Below are 17,356 nucleotides of genomic sequence, written 5' to 3' on the forward strand. Positions count from 1 at the left end.
CGGAATCACTCGGGGATACCGGCCGCGAGGAGCTCCACGAAGCCGATGTCCTCGTTCGCCACACCGAACACCTCGGCGCGCAGCATGGTCCGCTCCGCCCAGGCGCGATGCGGCTTCACTTCATTCATTTTGTTCGTGTACGCCGATCTGAGCACTCCGCCGCCGCCGCGCTCGGGCCGCAGGATGTCCTGGGCGTCACTGAACTCCTCCCGGGTGACCACGGAGAGTGCGTGCACGGGCAGCACGTGGGAGGGGTGGATGCAGGTCTTGCCGAGCAGGCCGTTGGCCTGGTCGAGGGCGATCTCGCGCAGCAGACCGTCCATGGCGTGCTCGATGAGCGCCTCGCGCAGTTCCTCGGCCTTGCCCTCCAGGAAGGGGCTGCGGCGCAGCTGCGGTTTGAACATGCGCTCCTGGACGCGGAAGTACTCCCACACCGGCCCGGTCACCGTGAACCCGGTGCCGTCCGCCCGGCCCAGCATGTTCACCACGTCGGCGATCACGGAGGCGACGATCTGGACGTCCCAGGCGGTCATGTCAGGGGCCCGGCGCAGGCCGTACGAGGAGCAGAAGTCGGTCACGCCGAGACGGAGCGCCAGCACCCGCTCCCGGTACTTGTCGACCGCGCGGGCGATGCCCTCCAGCGTCTCCACCCGCGACTCGCGGTACATCAGCTCGGGCGACTCCAGCACCGGCATGGCGAACAGGCGCCGCCCGCTCGCCGCCTCGGCGCCCGCCAGGGCCTCCAGGAAGGGGACGCCGCGCTCCTCGGTGAACTTCGGCAGCACGAACCCGGACAGCAGCCGGGCGGCCGGACCGAGCCGTCGTACGAGGTCGGGGATCTGGCGGGGGGCCCGCACCCGGACGAACAGCAGCGGCAGGTCCGCCCCGTCCCGTCCGGCGAGGTCGGTGAACTGCCGTACGAGGTTCTCCTCGGCCTCCGCGACGTCCTCGTCGCCGATCGAGTCCTCCAGGCACAGCACCATCGAGACCACGCCGCGCCCGGTCTGCTTGACGATGTCCTCGGCGAGCCGGGGGCGGGTGGCGGGACTGTAGAGCGTGGCCCCCAGGGCCGCGGCCAGCAGCCGGGCCGACGAGTCGGCGGTGAACTCGCAGGGCTCCTGGTAGAACAGGCGCCGCCGCACCTCAGGGGCGATGTGCCCGAAATGACGCATAGAACTCCCCCGTGGATGCTGATGCCTCCTGCGGCTGTCCACAGGTGGCCGGTAATAGTACGTAGGGACCCATGTCACAGGTTCCCTCAGGGCATGAACTTCAGGTAACGCGGATGAGCACAGCCAAACACACGGATCTGCCACCCCGCGTTGTCGTGACCAGGACCGAGAGGGCAGGATGACCGCATGACGCACGCGATGCTGAAGGGGTCGAACGTCCCGCTCGAAGCCACCACGGTACGCGCGGTACTGCGGTGGGCGCCCGGGCAGGGGGCCCCGGTCGTCGACGCCTCGGCGCTGCTGCTGGGCCCCGGCGGCCGCGTCCGTTCCGACGAGGACTTCGTCTTCTACAACCAGCCCCGCCACCCGTCCGGGAAGGTGTGGCTGCTCGGCAAGAAGCGCGTCGCCGAGGGACCCACGGACACGATCCAGACAGAACTCGCCGGTGTCGAGCCCGATGTCAGCCGAATTCTCCTGGTCGCTTCGGCGGACGACGTCACCTTCGACCGCGTACAGGGTCTGAGCATTCTGCTGTACGACGCGACGATCGCCGACGGCGAGCCGCTGGCCACCTTCGACATCAAGCCGGAGACCGGCGAGGAGACCGCCCTGATCTGCGGCGAGCTGTACCGCCGCGGCGAGGGCTGGAAGTTCCGCGCCCTGGGTGAGGGCTACTCCAACGGCCTCCAGGGCCTGGCCACCGACTTCGGTATCGCGGTGGACGACTCGGAGCAGTCCGAGGCCGCTCAGGAGCCGTCGGCGACGTCGGTGCCCGAGGTCTCCCAGCCCCTCCCGCCGGAACAGCCGACGGTGGTCCCCGCCCAGCCGGCCTACGGCTACCCCCAGCAGCCCGCGCCGACGGTCCAGCCCGCCTACGGCTACCCCGAGCCCCGGACCCAGGTGGCGGCCCCGGCAACGGCGAACGCCCCGAGCGGCTACGGCTATCCGCAGCCGGTGACGGCGGGGCCCACGCAGGAGTTCCGGCTGCCTCCGCAGGGCCCCCAGTTCATCGGGCGCTGACTCATCGCTCGGCCTTCGCCTTGAAGCCGCGCCCCCACTGCAGCCCCCACCCGTACAGGCGGTCGAGCTCCGCCTGGAAGCCGTAGACGAACTTCACCTCGCGGCGCACGACCATCTCCCCCTTCACGTTCTCGATCATCACCACCGCGCACGACCGGGCCTGCGGATGCCGCTCGTCGAGGCCTATCTCGATGCGCGGGCCGTTGCTGGGGTACAGCGTCACGATCGCGTGCGTCCGGTCGAACGCCGGCGTCTGGTCGTAGATGTACACGAACACCAGCAGCCGCTTGATCGCGTCCCGGTGGTCGAGGTTGACGTACATCGTCTCCCCGGACGCCGACCCGAACCGGTCGTCCCCGCTGAGCTTCACGTAGGGCGCCCCGTTGACGTCCCCGAGGTAGCCGCCGAGCGGCTGTACGACGCCCTTGGTGCCGTCCTGGAGCTCGTACAGGCAGCCCAGGTCGAGGTCGACGTTGACCATGCTCTGGCTGTGCCCGAGGACCTCCGGCGGCTTGAGCGCCTTGAAGGGGTGCCGCAGCAGGCTCTCGCGCTGGGAGCCCCCGAAGTCGGACGTCCGCATCCGCCAGGCCAGGTTGATGCGCAGATGCCCGGTGGCCGCGCCCTGCTTGGTGAGGGAGACCCGGTCGTGCCGTTTGGTCAGCTCGATGGAGTTGGTCGCCGCGTTGCCCGAGTCGAAGTCGGACTCGCGCCCACGCCGGAGCCCGTCGAAGAAACCCATTCCCGCCCCCACCTTCACGTCAAAGACCGGCGGGGCGGCGCCGAGGAGTCGCCTCGACGCCGCCCCGCACAGAGCGTTCCTCACCCCGGGGGGTGTCACACCCCGGACGAGACCTCAGTCTTGTCCGAGCCCGCTGCTTTTCCCTCTGCCGCTGCCAGGGCCTTGTTGCGGCGCACGGAGGACCAGAAGGACCAGCCGATCAGGATCACTCCGACCATGCCGGTGATGAACTCGTTGATCTGGTACTGGATGGTGACCAGAAGGATCACGGCGAGCGCACCGATCGCGTAGTGCGCGCCGTGCTCCAGGTAGACGTAGTCGTCGAGGGTGCCCTGGCGGACCAGGTAGACCGTCAGCGACCGGACGTACATCGCGCCGATACCGAGACCCAGCGCCATCAGGACGATGTCGTTGGTGATGGCGAACGCGCCGATCACGCCGTCGAAGGAGAACGACGCGTCCAGGACCTCCAGGTAGAGGAACATGAAGAACGCGGCCTTGCCGGCGATGACGACCGCCGACTTGGGCTTGCCCTCCCGCGCGGCCTTCTCCTCGGCCTCGTGCTCGCGCTCCTCCTCCTCTTCGAGCCTGTCCTCGAAGTAGCCGGAGAGACCGCCCACGATCATGTAGGTGATCAGGCCCCCGATGCCGGAGAGCAGGACGGTCTCGGCCTTGTCGACATGAGTGCCGCCGTGCTGGTGGGCGTTGGCCGCGAAGGTCATCGCGGAGATCAGCAGCACGATCAGGGCGATGCAGACCGACAGCATGTCGACCTTGCCGAGCTTGGCCAGGGGCCGCTCGAGCCAGCCGAGCCACTTGATGTCCCGGTCCTCGAAGATGAAGTCGAGGAAGATCATGAGCAGGAACATGCCACCGAAGGCGGCGATCGACGGGTGAGCGTCCGTCACCAGCTGCTCGTAACGGTCCTTGTCCGTCAGAGCGAGGTCGACGGCCTCGATCGGACCCATCGAGGCGCTGATCGCCACGATGACGACGGGGAACACCAGTCGCATGCCGAACACGGCGATGAGGATGCCGATGGTGAGGAAGATTTTCTGCCAGAAGGCACTCATCTTCTTCAGGATGCCGGCGTTGACCACCGCGTTGTCGAAGGACAGCGAGATCTCGAGGACGGAGAGGATCGCCACGACACCGAAGGCGGTCCACCCCCCGTAGAAGACCGCCGCGACGAGGCCGAGCGCGGTGACCGCGAACGACCAGCCGAAGGTTTTCAGAACCACTGGCTTCCCAATCCTGTATGTACGAGTCTCTACCGCGCCGTACTCGGCTTTACGAAACGTTGACTCCGAAGTCTAGAGCGATGCCCCGAAGCCCCGACGCGTACCCCTGTCCCACGGCCCTGAACTTCCATTCGCCCTGGTAGCGATAGACCTCGCCGAAGATCATCGCGGTCTCCGTGGAGGCGTCCTCACTGAGGTCGTAGCGCGCGAGTTCCTGGCCGTCGGCCTGGTTGACCACGCGGATGAAGGCATTGCTGACCTGGCCGAACGTCTGGCCTCGCTCGTCGGCCTGGTGGATCGAGACCGGAAAGACGATCTTGTCGCACTGCGGCGGCACCTTGGAGAGGTCGATCAGCAGCGACTCGTCGTCGCCGTCGCCCTCGCCCGTGAGGTTGTCGCCGGTGTGCTCGACCGAGCCGTCCGGGCTCTTGAGCTGGTTGTAGAAGACGAACCACTCGTCCCCCAGCACTCGCCCGTTGCTGCACATCAGGGCACTGGCGTCGAGGTCGAAGGGCGCGCCGGTGGTGGAGCGCGCGTCCCAGCCGAGCCCGACCGACACCTGGGTGAGGTCTGGTGCGGCCTTGGACAGGGAGACGTTGCCTCCCTTGGCGAGTGTGACGCCCATGATGCTGGTCCCTCCCCGAGACGGTGCTTCCTTGCTTGTCCTGCGCGTCCGGCGCCGCACGCAAACCGTGCGACGCCGGACAGAGACCTTCGGTGTGTCGGCTCAGACGTTGACGCCGAAGTCCTGCGCGATACCGCGCAGGCCCGAGGCGTAGCCCTGGCCGATGGCGCGGAACTTCCACTCCGCGCCGTGGCGGTAGAGCTCACCGAAGACCATGGCGGTCTCGGTGGAAGCGTCCTCGGAGAGGTCGTACCGGGCGATCTCGGTGCCGCCGGCCTGGTTGACGACGCGGATGAACGCGTTGCGCACCTGGCCGAAGGACTGCTGGCGGTTCTCGGCGTCGTAGATCGACACCGGGAAGGTGATCTTCTCGATCTCGGCCGGGACGCCGGCGAGATTGACCTTGATCTGCTCGTCGTCGCCCTCGCCCTCACCGGTGAGGTTGTCACCGGTGTGCTCGACCGAGCCGTCGGGGCTCTTGAGGTTGTTGAAGAAGACGAAGTTTGCGTCGCTGGAGACCTTGCCCGAGGAGTCCAGCAGCAGTGCGCTGGCATCCAGGTCGAAGTCGGTGCCGGTGGTGGTGCGGATGTCCCACCCGAGACCGATGATGACCGCGGTCAGGCCCGGAGCCTCCTTGCTCAGTGATACGTTGCCGCCCTTGCTGAGGCTGACTCCCACGAGTCCTCCATTGGTGTCCAGGGGCGGGGAGCCCCGCCGTGCGTTCGATGTCGGATCAACGAGTCGATCCTAGTGACGGGTTCCCGCACCACGCATGGCTTGGCACCGAAGAATCACAGGGTGTCGAGCGCCTTGACGTACTCGTTCAGGTCACGGGCGTCCGGCAGGGCGTTGACGACGGTCCAGCGCACCATGCCCTCCTTGTCGATGACGAAGGTGCCGCGCACCGCGCAGCCCTTGTCCTCGGCGAAGACGCCGTACGCGCGGGAGACCTCGCCGTGCGGCCAGAAGTCGCTGAGCAGCGGGTACTCGAGGCCCTCCTGCTCGGCGAAGACGCGCAGGGTGTGGATGGAGTCGTTGGAGACGGCGAGCAGCTGGGTGTCGCGGTCGGAGAACTGCGGCAGGTGGTCGCGCAGCTCGCACAGCTCGCCGGTGCACACGCCCGTGAAGGCGAAGGGGTAGAAGAGCAGCACGACGTTCTTGTCGCCGCGGAAGTCGGACAGCTTCACGGTCCGGCCGTGGTTGTCCTTGAGCTCGAAGTCAGGGGCCTTGTCGCCGACCTGGATCGCCATCGCCTCGGATGTCCCTTCGTGGGCTGTTCGGGTGAGAACAGCCTACGCAGCGGTCTTGGGAGGCCTTCGGACGGGCTGGGGGTCCCGGCGCTGTGCCGAGCCCGGCCCAGCCCGTCCGGCGCTGCGGGCTACTTCTTGGACTTCGCGGCCTTCGGCGTCACCAGCCGGCTGCCACTCCAGTCCTTGCCGACACTGACGCTCTTGGACGCGGACAGCCCTGCCGTGGTCGCGGCTTCAGAGATGTCGCTCGGCTCCACGTAGCCGTCCCGGCCGGTCTTCGGCGTCAGCAGCAGGATCGAACCACCCTCTTCGATGTACGTGGTGGCGTCCACCAGCACATCTGTCAGGTCGCCGTCCTCGTCGCGGAACCACAGCACAACGGCGTCGGCGACGTCGTCGTATTCCTCGTCCACGAGGTCCGTGCCGATGACTTCCTCAATGGCCTCGCGGAGTTCCTGGTCTACGTCGTCGTCGTAGCCGATCTCCTGGACCACCTGCTCGGGCTGGAACCCCAGCCTGACGGCAGGGCTCGTCCGCTCCTCCGCGTGGTCCGCGGTCGCGCTCACGGGTTGCCTCCTGATCATGTTTTGGAATGGGGGTCCCCCCGAGCCCCTTCAGGGCCTTGGGGGAGTCTCAGCCACGCGCGTGCGCGAAGCATTGGCCGTAGTCCACACGGGCGGGACGGATCGCGCAAGTACCCGGCCGTTCAGACCGCCGAAACGGTGACGATACCGGCCGTGTCGCCGCAACCCACGGCACACCGCCCCAGGTCGAGGTGACGCAGCCCACACCTTTCTGCCCTGTTTGCGCGTTTGGGAACCACCCCGGGTGAGCCCTTGGGTACATGGCCCTGGTTACCTAACAGTAGAGATGACGTATGACGCCCCGAGGTACACGATGGGGATCGGTGCAGGCAAACCGAACACCCCGAGGAATCCCTCGCAAAGCAGCCCTCTGACAGGTAAGGAACAGCGTGGCTTCCGGATCCGATCGCAATCCGATCATCATTGGCGGCCTTCCGAGTCAGGTTCCTGACTTCGACCCCGAGGAGACTCAGGAGTGGCTCGACTCCCTTGACGCCGCGGTCGACGAACGCGGCCGGGAGCGGGCCCGCTACCTCATGCTCCGCCTCATCGAGCGCGCCCGCGAGCGGCGCGTGGCCGTGCCCGAGATGCGCAGCACGGACTACGTCAACACGATCCCGACCAGGGCCGAGCCGTTCTTCCCCGGCAACGAGGAGATCGAGCGCAAGATCCTCAACGCGACCCGCTGGAACGCGGCCGTGATGGTCTCGCGCGCCCAGCGGCCCGGCATCGGCGTCGGCGGCCACATCGCCACCTTCGCCTCCTCGGCCTCGCTCTACGACGTGGGCTTCAACCACTTCTTCCGCGGCAAGGACGAGGGCGACGGCGGCGACCAGGTCTTCTTCCAGGGCCACGCCTCCCCGGGCATCTACGCCCGTGCGTTCCTGCTGGACCGCCTCAGCGAGCAGAACCTGGACGCGTTCCGCCAGGAGAAGTCGAAGGCCCCGCACGGCCTGTCCAGCTACCCGCACCCGCGGCTGATGCCCGACTTCTGGGAGTTCCCGACCGTGTCGATGGGCCTCGGCCCGATCGGCGCGATCTACCAGGCCCGGATGAACCGCTACCTGCACGCGCGCGGGATCGCGGACACCTCGAAGTCCCAGGTGTGGGCGTTCCTCGGGGACGGCGAGATGGACGAGCCCGAGTCGCTCGGCCAGCTGTCCATCGCCGCCCGTGAGGGTCTGGACAACCTCACCTTCGTCGTCAACTGCAACCTGCAGCGGCTCGACGGTCCGGTGCGCGGCAACGGCAAGATCATCCAGGAGCTGGAGTCGATCTTCCGGGGCGCCGGCTGGAACGTCATCAAGCTGGTGTGGGACCGCTCCTGGGACCCGCTGCTGGCGCAGGACCGCGACGGTCTCCTGGTCAACCGGATGAACACCACTCCCGACGGCCAGTTCCAGACGTACGCCACCGAGACCGGCGCGTACATCCGCGACCACTTCTTCGGCGACGACCAGCGGCTGCGGGCGATGGTCGAGGGCATGACCGACGACCAGATCCTGCACCTGGGCCGCGGCGGTCACGACCACCGGAAGATCTTCGCGGCCTACAAGGCGGCCGTGGAGCACAAGGGCCAGCCGACCGTGATCCTCGCCAAGACGGTCAAGGGCTGGACGCTGGGCCCGAACTTCGAGGGCCGCAACGCCACGCACCAGATGAAGAAGCTGACGGTCGCCGACCTCAAGGGCTTCCGTGACCGGCTGCACCTTCCGATCTCCGACAAGGAGCTGGAGTCGGGCGTGCCGCCCTACTTCCACCCGGGCCGGGACTCGGAGGAGATCCAGTACATGCACGACCGCCGCAACTCGCTCGGCGGTTACGTCCCGACGCGTGTGGTGCGCTCCAAGCCGCTCGCGCTGCCCGAGGACAAGACGTACGCGACCGTGAAGAAGGGGTCGGGTCAGCAGTCCATCGCGACGACCATGGCCTTCGTCCGGCTCCTCAAGGACCTCATGCGGGACAAGGAGATCGGCAAGCGGTTCGTGCTGATCGCGCCGGACGAGTACCGCACGTTCGGCATGGACTCCTTCTTCCCGAGTGCGAAGATCTACAACCCGCTCGGCCAGCAGTACGAGGCCGTGGACCGGGACCTGCTGCTCGCGTACAAGGAGTCGCCGACCGGGCAGATGCTGCACGACGGCATCTCCGAGGCGGGCTGCACGGCCTCGCTGATCGCCGCGGGTTCGTCCTACGCCACGCACGGCGAACCGCTCATCCCGGTGTACGTCTTCTACTCGATGTTCGGTTTCCAGCGCACCGGCGACCAGTTCTGGCAGATGGCCGACCAGCTGGCGCGTGGTTTCGTCCTGGGGGCGACCGCGGGCCGTACGACGCTGACCGGCGAGGGCCTCCAGCACGCGGACGGCCACTCGCAGCTGCTCGCCTCCACCAACCCGGGCTGTGTGGCGTACGACCCGGCGTTCGGCTTCGAGATCGCGCACATCGTGCAGGACGGTCTGCGCCGGATGTACGGCACCTCGGAGGAACACCCGCACGGCGAGGACGTCTTCTACTACCTCACCGTCTACAACGAGCCGATCCAGCACCCGGCCGAGCCGGAGAACGTCGACGTCGAGGGCATCCTGAAGGGTGTCTACCGCTTCAGCGAAGCCACCTCCGGGTCCGTGCCGGCGCAGATCATCGCGTCCGGTGTGGCCGTGCCGTGGGCGGTCGAGGCACAGCGGATCCTCGCCGAGGAGTGGAACGTCAAGGCCGACGTCTGGTCGGCGACCTCCTGGAACGAGCTGCGGCGCGAGGCCGTGGAGGTGGAGGAGCACAACCTGCTGCACCCCGAGGAGGAGCAGCGGGTGCCGTACGTGACGCGGAAGCTGGCCGGTGCCGAGGGGCCGTTCGTGGCCGTGTCCGACTGGATGCGGTCGGTGCCGGACCAGATCGCGCGGTGGGTGCCGGGGACGTACCAGTCGCTGGGCGCCGACGGCTTCGGCTTCGCCGACACCCGCGGGGCGGCCCGCCGGCACTTCCACATCGACGCGCAGTCGATCGTGGTGGGCGTGCTGACCGAGCTGGCCAGGGAGGGCAAGGTCGACAGGTCGGTGCTCAAGCAGGCGATCGACCGGTACCAGCTGCTGGACGTCTCGGCGGCCGACCCGGGGGCCGCGGGCGGCGACGCGTAAACCCGTCCGCTGCGGCGGTCACGACGGAAGGGCGGTGGAGCCTCGGGCCCCACCGCCCTTCACCGCTTCTTTACGATGCGCTCATGAAGGAACAAACGGCGCAGGTACGGTGGGAACGTCGGGCCCAACGGCCCCTGCTGGCGCTCGCGGTGCTGTTCGCCGTCGCCTACGCCGTGCCCATCGTGGTCAGTCCGGCGAGCCGGTCGCTGACGAACGCGTGCACGGCGGTGGAGTGGCTGGTGTGGGGGGCGTTCGCCGCCGACTACCTGGTGCGGCTGGTCCTCACGGAGGACCGCGTTCGGTTCGTACGGACCCACTGGCTGGACCTGTGCGCGGTGGCGCTGCCGCTGCTCCAGCCGCTGCGGCTGCTGCGGCTGGTGTCGACGCTGCTGCTGGTGCAGCGGCGGGCCCGGATGGCCTCGCAGATCCGGCTGACCACGTATGTCGCGGGGGCGGTGGTCGGGCTGCTGATGTTCGGGTCGCTGGCCGTGCTGTCGGTGGAGCGGGAGTCGGCGGACGGGAACATCAGGACGCTGGGTGACGCGGTGTGGTGGTCGTTCACGACGATGACGACCGTGGGGTACGGGGATCACGCGCCGACCACCGGGCTGGGGCGGGTGATCGCGGTGGGGCTGATGCTGTCCGGGATCGCGCTGCTCGGTGTGGTGACCGCGAACATCGCCGCGTGGTTCATCGCCCGGTTCGAGAAGGACGACGTGGAGGAGCGGCGGCAGACGGAGGCGATCCTGCTGCTGACCGACGAGGTGCGGGCGTTGCGGGCGGAGGTCGCGGCACTGCAGGAGACGTCCGTGCAGAGGTGAGCAGAGGTGAGGGGCGTGGCCCCGCCCGGACAGGGGTGTGGTCCCGCGGGTTCCGCCCGGACAGGGGCGGGCCCCCGGTCGCCCACCGGGGGCCCGCTCCTCATGCGCCCCGGGTCAGAACATTCCGCTGCCCGGGGTGGCCGCTCCGGCGAGCCAGATGACCGCGAGGAGCGTGTCGATGGCGCCCAGTACGAGGGCGACCAGGGCCGGGACGGGTCGGGTGCCCGCCCAGCTGCGGCCCATGGCGAGCCAGCCGCAGACGATCGCTACGGGGCCGAGGATGATCCCCAGCACAAAGAATCCGGCGATCGCGCAGATGACTCCGATGATTCCGAGCGTCGCGCGATCCGGCCCGCTCCGTGACCCCGTCCGGCTACGTGAGCGGGGGTACCTGCGCGTTCCCTGTCCGAAGCCCGCCATCATCAACTCCCAGAACCCCTCGGTTAGTTCGGGTGTGTTCTCGGGTTCACTGTGCGGGTACCCCGGGCGCGTCAGGTAATCCTCCGGGTTTTTACCAACTCACTTTCCGGCCTTGCGGCGCGCCGCCCCCCTCCGGCAGCGCGCCGCAGCACCGGTCGCCCTCCTTTGTCGTACGAACTCCCCGAACTTGCCCGGGGAACATGCCGTACCGGAGGACTTGACCCACTGTGACGTGCGGCGCGTACCGGGTGCGAGGAATCTTTAGCTTTGTCACCCTGATAGGGGAACTGAGCCTGTTTCTCGCGGGGTTCGTCAGATGTGCCCGACGCCCGCGCCCGCCTCCGCGTTCGCGCCGCGCTTGGTGAGCAGCGCGACCAGGACGGCGAAGGCGGCGACCCCGGCGGCGACCAGGGACGCCAGGCTCATGCCGGAGATGAAGGTGTCGTGCGCGACGTCGGCGATCTTCGCGGCGACGGCGTCCGGGGTGCCCGGGGCCACCGGCGGCATGCCGACCTGGACCGCTTCCGAGGCCTGGTCCAGCTGGGGCTGCGTGAGCTGCGGGAGCCCGGCGTCCTTCCAGTTGCCGGCGAGGTCGCTGTCGACCTTGGAGGCCATCACGGCACCGAGGACGGCCGTGCCGAGGCTGCCGCCGATCTGCATCGCGGCCTGCTGGAGTCCGCCGGCTACGCCGGAGAGCTCCATCGGGGCATTGCCGACGATGACCTCGGTGGCGCCGACCATGACGGGGGCGAGGCCGAGGCCCAGCAGGGCGAACCAGAGGGACATGACGGCGCTGCCGGTGTCCGTCTCCAGCGTCGACATGCCGTACATGGCGATCGCGGTCGCCGCCATGCCGCCGGCCAGCGGGACGCGCGGGCCCAGCTTGGTGATCATCGCGCCCGCGAGCGGGGAGCCGACGATCATCATGCCGGTGAGCGGCAGCAGGTGCAGACCGGCGTCGATCGGGCTCATGCCGTGCACGTTCTGCAGGTAGAAGGTGACGAAGAACAGGCCGCCCATGAAGGCGATGGCCATCAGGACCATCAGGACGACGCCCGCCGACAGCGGTACCGAGCGGAAGAGCGCCAGCGGGATCAGCGGCTCCGTGACCTTCGTCTCCCAGAAGGCGAAGAGCGCGAAGAGCGCGACGGACACGGCGAGGAACGTCCACGTGGTGCCGGCGCCCCAGCCCCACTCCGGGGCCTTGATGAGCGCCCACACCAGGCAGAACATCGCGGCCGACAGCAGGGCGATGCCCAGGAGGTCGAAGGAGCGCGGGGCGTTCTCCGCACGGTGGTCGAGCAGGATCACCGCGCCGAGGACGACGGCGAGGATGCCGACCGGCACGTTGATGAAGAACACCGACTGCCAGTTGACGTGCTCGACGAGCACGCCGCCGAGGATCGGGCCGCCCGCGGTGGAGGCGCCGATGACCATGCCCCAGATGCCGATGGCCATGTTGAGCTTCTCGGCCGGGAAGGTCGCGCGCAGCAGGCCCAGCGCGGCCGGCATGAGGAGCGCGCCGAACAGGCCCTGCAGGACGCGGAAGGTGACGACGAACGCGATGCTGTCGGACAGGCCGATCGCGCCCGAGGCGGCGGCGAAGCCGACGACACCGATCAGGAAGGTCTGCCGGTGGCCGAAGCGGTCACCGAGCTTGCCCGCGGTGATCAGGGAGACCGCGAGGGCGAGGAAGTAGCCGTTGGTGATCCACTGGACGTCGGCGAAGCTCGCCTTCAGGTCCTGCTGGATGGCCGGGTTGGCGATCGCCACGATGGTGCCGTCGAGGGCCACCATCATGACCCCGACCGCGACGGTTATGAGCGTGAACCAGGGGTGGCCGCGCAGCCCGCCGGCGGGCGGCTGGTCCGACGGGGTGGAAGGTGCTTCGTCCCCCGGCCCCGTCTTGTCGATGGTGGTCTGACTAGTCATGCGTTCGAGGCTAATGACAGCCACTGACAATTGACAAACCAATTCACAAGTCAGTAACTGACGCATATGGAAACACTGCGCGAACGCAAGAAACAGCGCACCCGCGACGCGCTGACGCGGGCCGCCCTCGAACTGTTCACCAGCCGGGGGTACGAGCAGACGACGGTCGACGACATCGCCGAGGCCGTCGACGTCTCGCAGCGCACCTTCTTCCGCTACTTCGCCAACAAGGAGGAGGCCGCGCTCGCCGTCGAGGAGCTCACGGTGGGGCGTTTCATCGAGTCGGTGCGCGAGCGGCCGGCGCACGAGGCGCCCATGGAGGCCCTGCGGCAGGCCGTCCTGGAGGGCTGGGACACGCTCAACGACGTCGTCGAGTCCGTCGTACCGGTGGAGCTGTATCTGCGCATGTACCGGGTGATCGAGTCGACACCCGTCCTGCTCGCCGCCCATCTGCGCCGTTCGGCGGAGACGGAGGAGGCGATCGCCCGGGTGCTCGCCGAGCGTGAGGGGCTCGACGTGGAGACCGATCCGCGGCCCCGGCTGACGGTGGCCGTCTTCAGCGGGGTGATGCGGGTGACGGAGCGTCAGTGGAGTGTCGGCGAGGACTTCAGCCTGGACGCGATCCGCGCCCTGACGGTCGCGTACCTCGAACAGGTGGGACCCGCGCTGACGGGTGACTGGCGAACGGCCTGAAGGCGCCCGCACTATGCACAGAAGGCCCCCGTTTGTCCAAACGTGATTCACGCCACTTGGTTAACGCGAGACCCTCTCGTTCTCCTAGTGTGTCCTTTCAGTGACTTCCTTCGACACCTCCCCGCAACTGAACGTCTGGCGCGCACTGCTCGCGCTGGCCGTCGTGTTCGTGATGCTGGCGACCACCGGCTGGACCGCACTGCGCAGCCAGCGGAGCGCCCCCGCGCTCGAGGCCTCACTCTCGGACTGGGAGCACGGCCGCATCGCCGGGCACCGGCTTCCGGACCCGCAGGACACCGCCCCCCACCACCTCGCCCGCTTCTTCACCTCGCTCACCGCCCAGCAGCGCGCGAGCCTCGCCCGCCGCTACCCGCTCGCCGTCGGCAACATGAACGGCGCGCCCGTCGAGCTGCGTTACCGGGCCAACCGGATCGCCCTCGGGCAGGCCCGCAAGGTCGAGCTGAAGCGCATGCGGGACACCGGGCTCACCCCCGACGGCCGCCGGCAGGCGGGCCAACGCATGCACCGCTACGAGTCGCTGATGAGTGACGGCCGCCACATACTCGCCTTCGACCCCGACGGCTCGGGCCGGGTCGCCGAGGTCTTCGGCAGCCTGCGGAAGGCGGAGCGCGTCTCGGTCGTGGTGCCCGGCGTGGACACCGACCTGCTCACCTTCCAGCGCACGAACCGCAGATACTCGGCGCCGGTCGGCATGGCCAAGGCCCTGTACCGGGCGGAGCGCGCCGCTAGCCCGTCGACGCGTACGGCCGTCATCGCCTGGGCCGACTACACCGCGCCCAGCGGTCTCGGCATCGACTCGGCCACCGCGATGCGCGCGGCGGACGGCGCGATCCGGCTGAACGCGCTGGTGAAGGCCCTGCCCGGCAGCACGCCGGTCTCTCTCTTCTGTCACAGCTACGGCTCCGTGGTGTGCGGCCTCGCCGCGCGCACGCTGCCGGACCGGGTGGCCGACATCGCGGTGGCCGGCAGCCCCGGCATGCGTGTGACGAACGCCTCCCAGCTGCACACCTCCGCGCAGGTGTGGGCGATGCGGGACGCCGACGACTGGATCCAGGACGTGCCGTACCTGGAGGTCGGAGGGTTCGGCCACGGGGCGGACCCGATGTCCGCCGCGTTCGGCGCGCGGGTGCTGTCGGCGCGGGGCGCGGACGGACACAGCGGCTATTTCGAACCGGGTACGGAGAGCCTGCTGAACTTCGCGGAGATCGGCATTGGCGCATACCGCTCGGTGCAGTGCGCGGGCGATGTCGAGGCGTGCCGGACGGGTTTGTCCGGGACGGCGTCGGCCGGACGCGCGTAGAGACGGAGGAACCGCGGTTTGCGCGGGGAGGGGACGAAGAAGCTCGTGCCGCATACGATGAGCCGCATGGGTGACGTACTGGCCGGATTTCATGCCGCCTGGGAGTTCGAGTCCGACTCCGTGCTCATCCGTTACGAACGGGGGATTCGAACACCCAAGCTCTTCCAGGCACTCGGGGAACGGCGTATCCCCCTGGACGCGCTCGCCGGGGTCACGCTCACACCCGGCAGACGCGGGACGGTGGTTCTGCACGTCGAGCCGCGCCCCGGCGCCGACCCGCTGATGGAGGCGGCCGCGGGTCAGCTGAAGGACGGCTGCGATCCGTACCGGCTGGTGCTGCCCGCCGACAAGGAGACGCTCGCCGAGTACTACGCCGACGAGCTGCGGGCGCGGCTGACCGAGGCGGGCAGCCCTCCCGCCGAGCGGTTCCTGGTGCCCGCGCCCGAAGTGCCGCTGCAGTTCAAGGCGTACGACGGGAAGGCCTCCTTCGACGGCCGGACCGTGCACTTCCGCTGGTTCTGGACCGGGGCGTCGTCGGCGAAGTGGAAGGCGGGCGACCAGAGTTTCCCGGTGTCCGAGCTCAGCGGGGTGGAGTGGCGGTCGCCGGAGGTCTTCGAGGGCCATCTGCGGCTGGAGCGGCGGGACGCGGGGGCACCGCCCGCGCAGGCCGACCAGGATCCGGCGGCCGTGGTGTTCGGGCTCGGATACGGGCCGGTGCACGAGTCGTTGCCGTTCGCGGCGGCGGTGCTGGCCGCCGTCCGCGAGCGCGGGCCCGTCGCGGCCGTGACCGCGACGGCACCCAGACGCGACCCCGCCGACATCGCCGAGCGCATCCGTCACCTCGGGGAACTGCATCAGGCGGGGCTGGTGACGGACGAGGAGTTCTCGGTCAAGAAGGCCGAGTTGCTCGCGGAGCTGTAGTCACTCCCGTCCGGCGGAGGTGAACGTCATGTCCGCGTAGCGGTCTCCGGCGACCTTGGCCGCGATGGGCTCCAGGAGGGACAGCTCGTCCTCGGTCAGCTCGATCCTCGTCGCCGCCGTGTTCTCCTCGACCCGACCCGCCTTGCGGGTGCCCGGGATCGGGACGACCGGCAGGCCGTGGACCGCCGACTGCTGCTGGACCCAGGCGAGGGCAACCTGCCCGAGCGAGATGCCGTGCGCCTCGGCCACCGTGCGCAGCGGCTCCAGCAGGGCCACGTTCGCGGCGGCGTTCTCGCCGGTGAAGCGGGGCTGGTGGCGACGGAAGTCGTCGGGGGTGAGGTCCTTCTCGGCGTTGGCGAAGGAGCCGGTGAGGAAGCCGCGGCCGAGCGGGGAGTACGGCACCAGGGTGACGCCCAGTTCGCGGGCCGCCGGCACCACGTTCGCCTCGATGTCCCGGCTGAACAGGGACCACTCCGACTGCACGGCGGCGATCGGGTGGACCGACTGCGCGCTGCGCAGTTCCGCGGCGGTGACCTCGCTCAGGCCCAGTTGCCTGACCTTGCCCTCGCGGACCAGCTCGGCCATGACGCCGACGCTCTCCTCGATCGGCACGTTCACGTCGCGCCTGTGCATGTAGTAGAGGTCGATCACGTCGACGTCCAGGCGCTTCAGGCTCGCCTCGACGGCCTGGCGGATGTACGGCGGGTCGTTGCGGATGACGCGCCGGGTCGGGTCGCCCGCGGGGATCGACAGCGCGAACTTGGTGGCGATGACCACCTCGTCGCGGTGTGCCTTGAAGAACGGGGCGAGGAACTTCTCGTTCTCCCCCGCGCCGTAGGCGTCGGCCGTGTCGTAGAGGGTGACGCCGAGTTCCAGGGCCCGCTCCAGGGTCGCCCTGGACTCGTCGGCGTCCGTGGGGCCGTACGCGAAACTCATCCCCATGCAGCCGAGTCCCTGTACGCCGACCTGAGGGCCGCCGTCGCCGAGCTGGGCCGTGGGTATCGTGCCGTCCGTCATCAGGACCTTTCCGACGCCAGGGCACGCCCGGCGTCCGCGTAGAAACCGATCTTCCGGTCGAGGACCGCGAGCGTGTCCTGAAGTTCCGCGATCCGGGCGAGGACGTCCTCGCGGGTCGCCTTCAGCAGCTCGAAGCGGTCCGTGTAGGTGTGGTCGCCCTCGCGGACCAGTTCCGCGTACCGCACCATGTCCGCCACCGGCATGCCGGTCAGCCGGAGCTTGCCGACGAGGTCGAGCCAGTCGAGGTCGCGGTTGCTGTAGCGGCGCTGTCCGGTGTGCGAGCGGTCGATGTGCGGCATCAGGCCGATGCGCTCGTACCAGCGCAGGGTGTGCGCGGTCAGGCCGGTGATCGCGACGACCTCGCTGATCGTGTAGCTGTCCTGGCCTTCCGGGCGCCTTCCGGGGTGCGCCGGGGGGACGCAACTGTCGGTCCTGGTACCCGTGGTCTCCATCACCGTCATGA

The 17,356-nt window shown here is 69.0% G+C and carries 17 protein-coding genes; 6 read left to right on the forward strand and 11 right to left on the reverse strand.

Annotation, left to right across the window (positions count from 1 at the left end; translation table 11 throughout):
- Positions 1-5: 5 nt before the first annotated feature.
- Positions 6-1,172, reverse strand: coding sequence for an HpcH/HpaI aldolase/citrate lyase family protein (locus AQJ84_RS11465; protein ID WP_030040139.1), 1,167 nt, complete (start codon positions 1,170-1,172; stop codon positions 6-8).
- A gap of 186 nt (positions 1,173-1,358) precedes the next feature.
- On the opposite strand from AQJ84_RS11465, the gene AQJ84_RS11470 reads away from it, so the two are divergent.
- Positions 1,359-2,192: a TerD family protein gene (locus tag AQJ84_RS11470; protein ID WP_053192045.1), complete on the forward strand. Its 834-nt coding sequence runs from the start codon at positions 1,359-1,361 to the stop codon at positions 2,190-2,192.
- 1 nt (position 2,193) lies between these two features.
- Here AQJ84_RS11470 and AQJ84_RS11475 read toward each other — a convergent pair whose 3' ends face one another.
- The 6 genes from AQJ84_RS11475 to AQJ84_RS11500 form a co-directional block, all read right to left on the reverse strand.
- Positions 2,194-2,931 carry a TerD family protein gene (locus AQJ84_RS11475; protein ID WP_053192047.1) on the reverse strand — a complete coding sequence of 246 codons (738 nt, stop codon included), beginning with the start codon at positions 2,929-2,931 and terminating at the stop codon, positions 2,194-2,196.
- Positions 2,932-3,026: 95 nt separating this feature from the next.
- Positions 3,027-4,172: a DUF475 domain-containing protein gene (locus tag AQJ84_RS11480; RefSeq protein WP_030040136.1), complete on the reverse strand. Its 1,146-nt coding sequence runs from the start codon at positions 4,170-4,172 to the stop codon at positions 3,027-3,029.
- Positions 4,173-4,221: 49 nt separating this feature from the next.
- Positions 4,222-4,797 carry a TerD family protein gene (locus tag AQJ84_RS11485; protein WP_030040135.1) on the reverse strand — a complete coding sequence of 192 codons (576 nt, stop codon included), beginning with the start codon at positions 4,795-4,797 and terminating at the stop codon, positions 4,222-4,224.
- A 102-nt stretch (positions 4,798-4,899) separates the two neighbouring features.
- Entirely contained in the window at positions 4,900-5,475 is a 576-nt protein-coding gene (locus AQJ84_RS11490) for a TerD family protein (RefSeq protein ID WP_030040134.1), read from the reverse strand.
- A 113-nt stretch (positions 5,476-5,588) separates the two neighbouring features.
- Positions 5,589-6,047, reverse strand: coding sequence for a peroxiredoxin (locus AQJ84_RS11495; protein WP_030040133.1), 459 nt, complete (start codon positions 6,045-6,047; stop codon positions 5,589-5,591).
- Between the two features lie 128 nt (positions 6,048-6,175).
- Positions 6,176-6,613, reverse strand: coding sequence for a DUF3052 domain-containing protein (locus AQJ84_RS11500; protein ID WP_030040132.1), 438 nt, complete (start codon positions 6,611-6,613; stop codon positions 6,176-6,178).
- Between the two features lie 407 nt (positions 6,614-7,020).
- On the opposite strand from AQJ84_RS11500, the gene aceE reads away from it, so the two are divergent.
- Positions 7,021-9,768, forward strand: a complete 2,748-nt coding sequence (aceE, locus tag AQJ84_RS11505) for a pyruvate dehydrogenase (acetyl-transferring), homodimeric type (RefSeq protein ID WP_030040131.1) — start codon at positions 7,021-7,023, stop codon at positions 9,766-9,768.
- A gap of 83 nt (positions 9,769-9,851) precedes the next feature.
- Complete coding sequence (locus AQJ84_RS11510; RefSeq protein WP_053192048.1) at positions 9,852-10,589, forward strand: potassium channel family protein; 738 nt, start codon at positions 9,852-9,854, stop codon at positions 10,587-10,589.
- A 114-nt stretch (positions 10,590-10,703) separates the two neighbouring features.
- Here AQJ84_RS11510 and AQJ84_RS11515 read toward each other — a convergent pair whose 3' ends face one another.
- Positions 10,704-11,012 carry a hypothetical protein gene (locus tag AQJ84_RS11515; protein WP_030040128.1) on the reverse strand — a complete coding sequence of 103 codons (309 nt, stop codon included), beginning with the start codon at positions 11,010-11,012 and terminating at the stop codon, positions 10,704-10,706.
- Between the two features lie 309 nt (positions 11,013-11,321).
- Positions 11,322-12,941, reverse strand: coding sequence for an MFS transporter (locus tag AQJ84_RS11520; protein WP_030040127.1), 1,620 nt, complete (start codon positions 12,939-12,941; stop codon positions 11,322-11,324).
- A 66-nt stretch (positions 12,942-13,007) separates the two neighbouring features.
- On the opposite strand from AQJ84_RS11520, the gene AQJ84_RS11525 reads away from it, so the two are divergent.
- The 3 genes from AQJ84_RS11525 to AQJ84_RS11535 all read left to right on the forward strand — a co-directional run bounded on the left by AQJ84_RS11525 (position 13,008) and on the right by AQJ84_RS11535 (position 15,876).
- Entirely contained in the window at positions 13,008-13,634 is a 627-nt protein-coding gene (locus AQJ84_RS11525) for a TetR family transcriptional regulator (protein WP_030040126.1), read from the forward strand.
- 100 nt (positions 13,635-13,734) lie between these two features.
- Positions 13,735-14,955, forward strand: a complete 1,221-nt coding sequence (locus AQJ84_RS11530; protein ID WP_053192050.1) for an alpha/beta hydrolase — start codon at positions 13,735-13,737, stop codon at positions 14,953-14,955.
- Positions 14,956-15,012: 57 nt separating this feature from the next.
- Entirely contained in the window at positions 15,013-15,876 is an 864-nt protein-coding gene (locus AQJ84_RS11535; protein WP_053192052.1) for a DUF4429 domain-containing protein, read from the forward strand.
- Here AQJ84_RS11535 and AQJ84_RS11540 read toward each other — a convergent pair whose 3' ends face one another.
- Entirely contained in the window at positions 15,877-16,893 is a 1,017-nt protein-coding gene (locus tag AQJ84_RS11540) for an aldo/keto reductase (protein ID WP_030040122.1), read from the reverse strand. It lies immediately after the preceding gene.
- On the reverse strand, positions 16,893-17,354 hold the full coding sequence (locus AQJ84_RS11545; protein ID WP_030040121.1) for a MerR family transcriptional regulator: 462 nt from the start codon (positions 17,352-17,354) through the stop codon (positions 16,893-16,895). Before AQJ84_RS11545 ends, AQJ84_RS11540 begins: the two co-directional genes overlap by 1 nt.
- Positions 17,355-17,356 lie beyond the last annotated feature (2 nt).

It is taken from the genome of Streptomyces resistomycificus, assembly GCF_001514265.1.
Taxonomy (GTDB): Bacteria; Actinomycetota; Actinomycetes; order Streptomycetales; family Streptomycetaceae; genus Streptomyces; species Streptomyces resistomycificus.

Bases quoted from the DNA above. Each gene is read 5' to 3' on its own strand.
- AQJ84_RS11465 (WP_030040139.1), bottom strand. From the start codon at position 1,172: ATGCGTCATTTCGGGCACATCGCCCCTGAGGTGCGGCGGCGCCTGTTC.
- AQJ84_RS11540 (WP_030040122.1), bottom strand. From the start codon at position 16,893: ATGACGGACGGCACGATACCCACGGCCCAGCTCGGCGACGGCGGCCCT.
- AQJ84_RS11545 (WP_030040121.1), bottom strand. From the start codon at position 17,354: ATGACGGTGATGGAGACCACGGGTACCAGGACCGACAGTTGCGTCCCC.
- AQJ84_RS11475 (WP_053192047.1), bottom strand. From the start codon at position 2,931: ATGGGTTTCTTCGACGGGCTCCGGCGTGGGCGCGAGTCCGACTTCGAC.
- AQJ84_RS11470 (WP_053192045.1), top strand. From the start codon at position 1,359: ATGACGCACGCGATGCTGAAGGGGTCGAACGTCCCGCTCGAAGCCACC.
- AQJ84_RS11525 (WP_030040126.1), top strand. From the start codon at position 13,008: ATGGAAACACTGCGCGAACGCAAGAAACAGCGCACCCGCGACGCGCTG.
- AQJ84_RS11495 (WP_030040133.1), bottom strand. From the start codon at position 6,047: ATGGCGATCCAGGTCGGCGACAAGGCCCCTGACTTCGAGCTCAAGGAC.
- AQJ84_RS11535 (WP_053192052.1), top strand. From the start codon at position 15,013: ATGAGCCGCATGGGTGACGTACTGGCCGGATTTCATGCCGCCTGGGAG.
- AQJ84_RS11510 (WP_053192048.1), top strand. From the start codon at position 9,852: ATGAAGGAACAAACGGCGCAGGTACGGTGGGAACGTCGGGCCCAACGG.
- AQJ84_RS11485 (WP_030040135.1), bottom strand. From the start codon at position 4,797: ATGGGCGTCACACTCGCCAAGGGAGGCAACGTCTCCCTGTCCAAGGCC.
- AQJ84_RS11520 (WP_030040127.1), bottom strand. From the start codon at position 12,941: ATGACTAGTCAGACCACCATCGACAAGACGGGGCCGGGGGACGAAGCA.
- AQJ84_RS11515 (WP_030040128.1), bottom strand. From the start codon at position 11,012: ATGATGGCGGGCTTCGGACAGGGAACGCGCAGGTACCCCCGCTCACGT.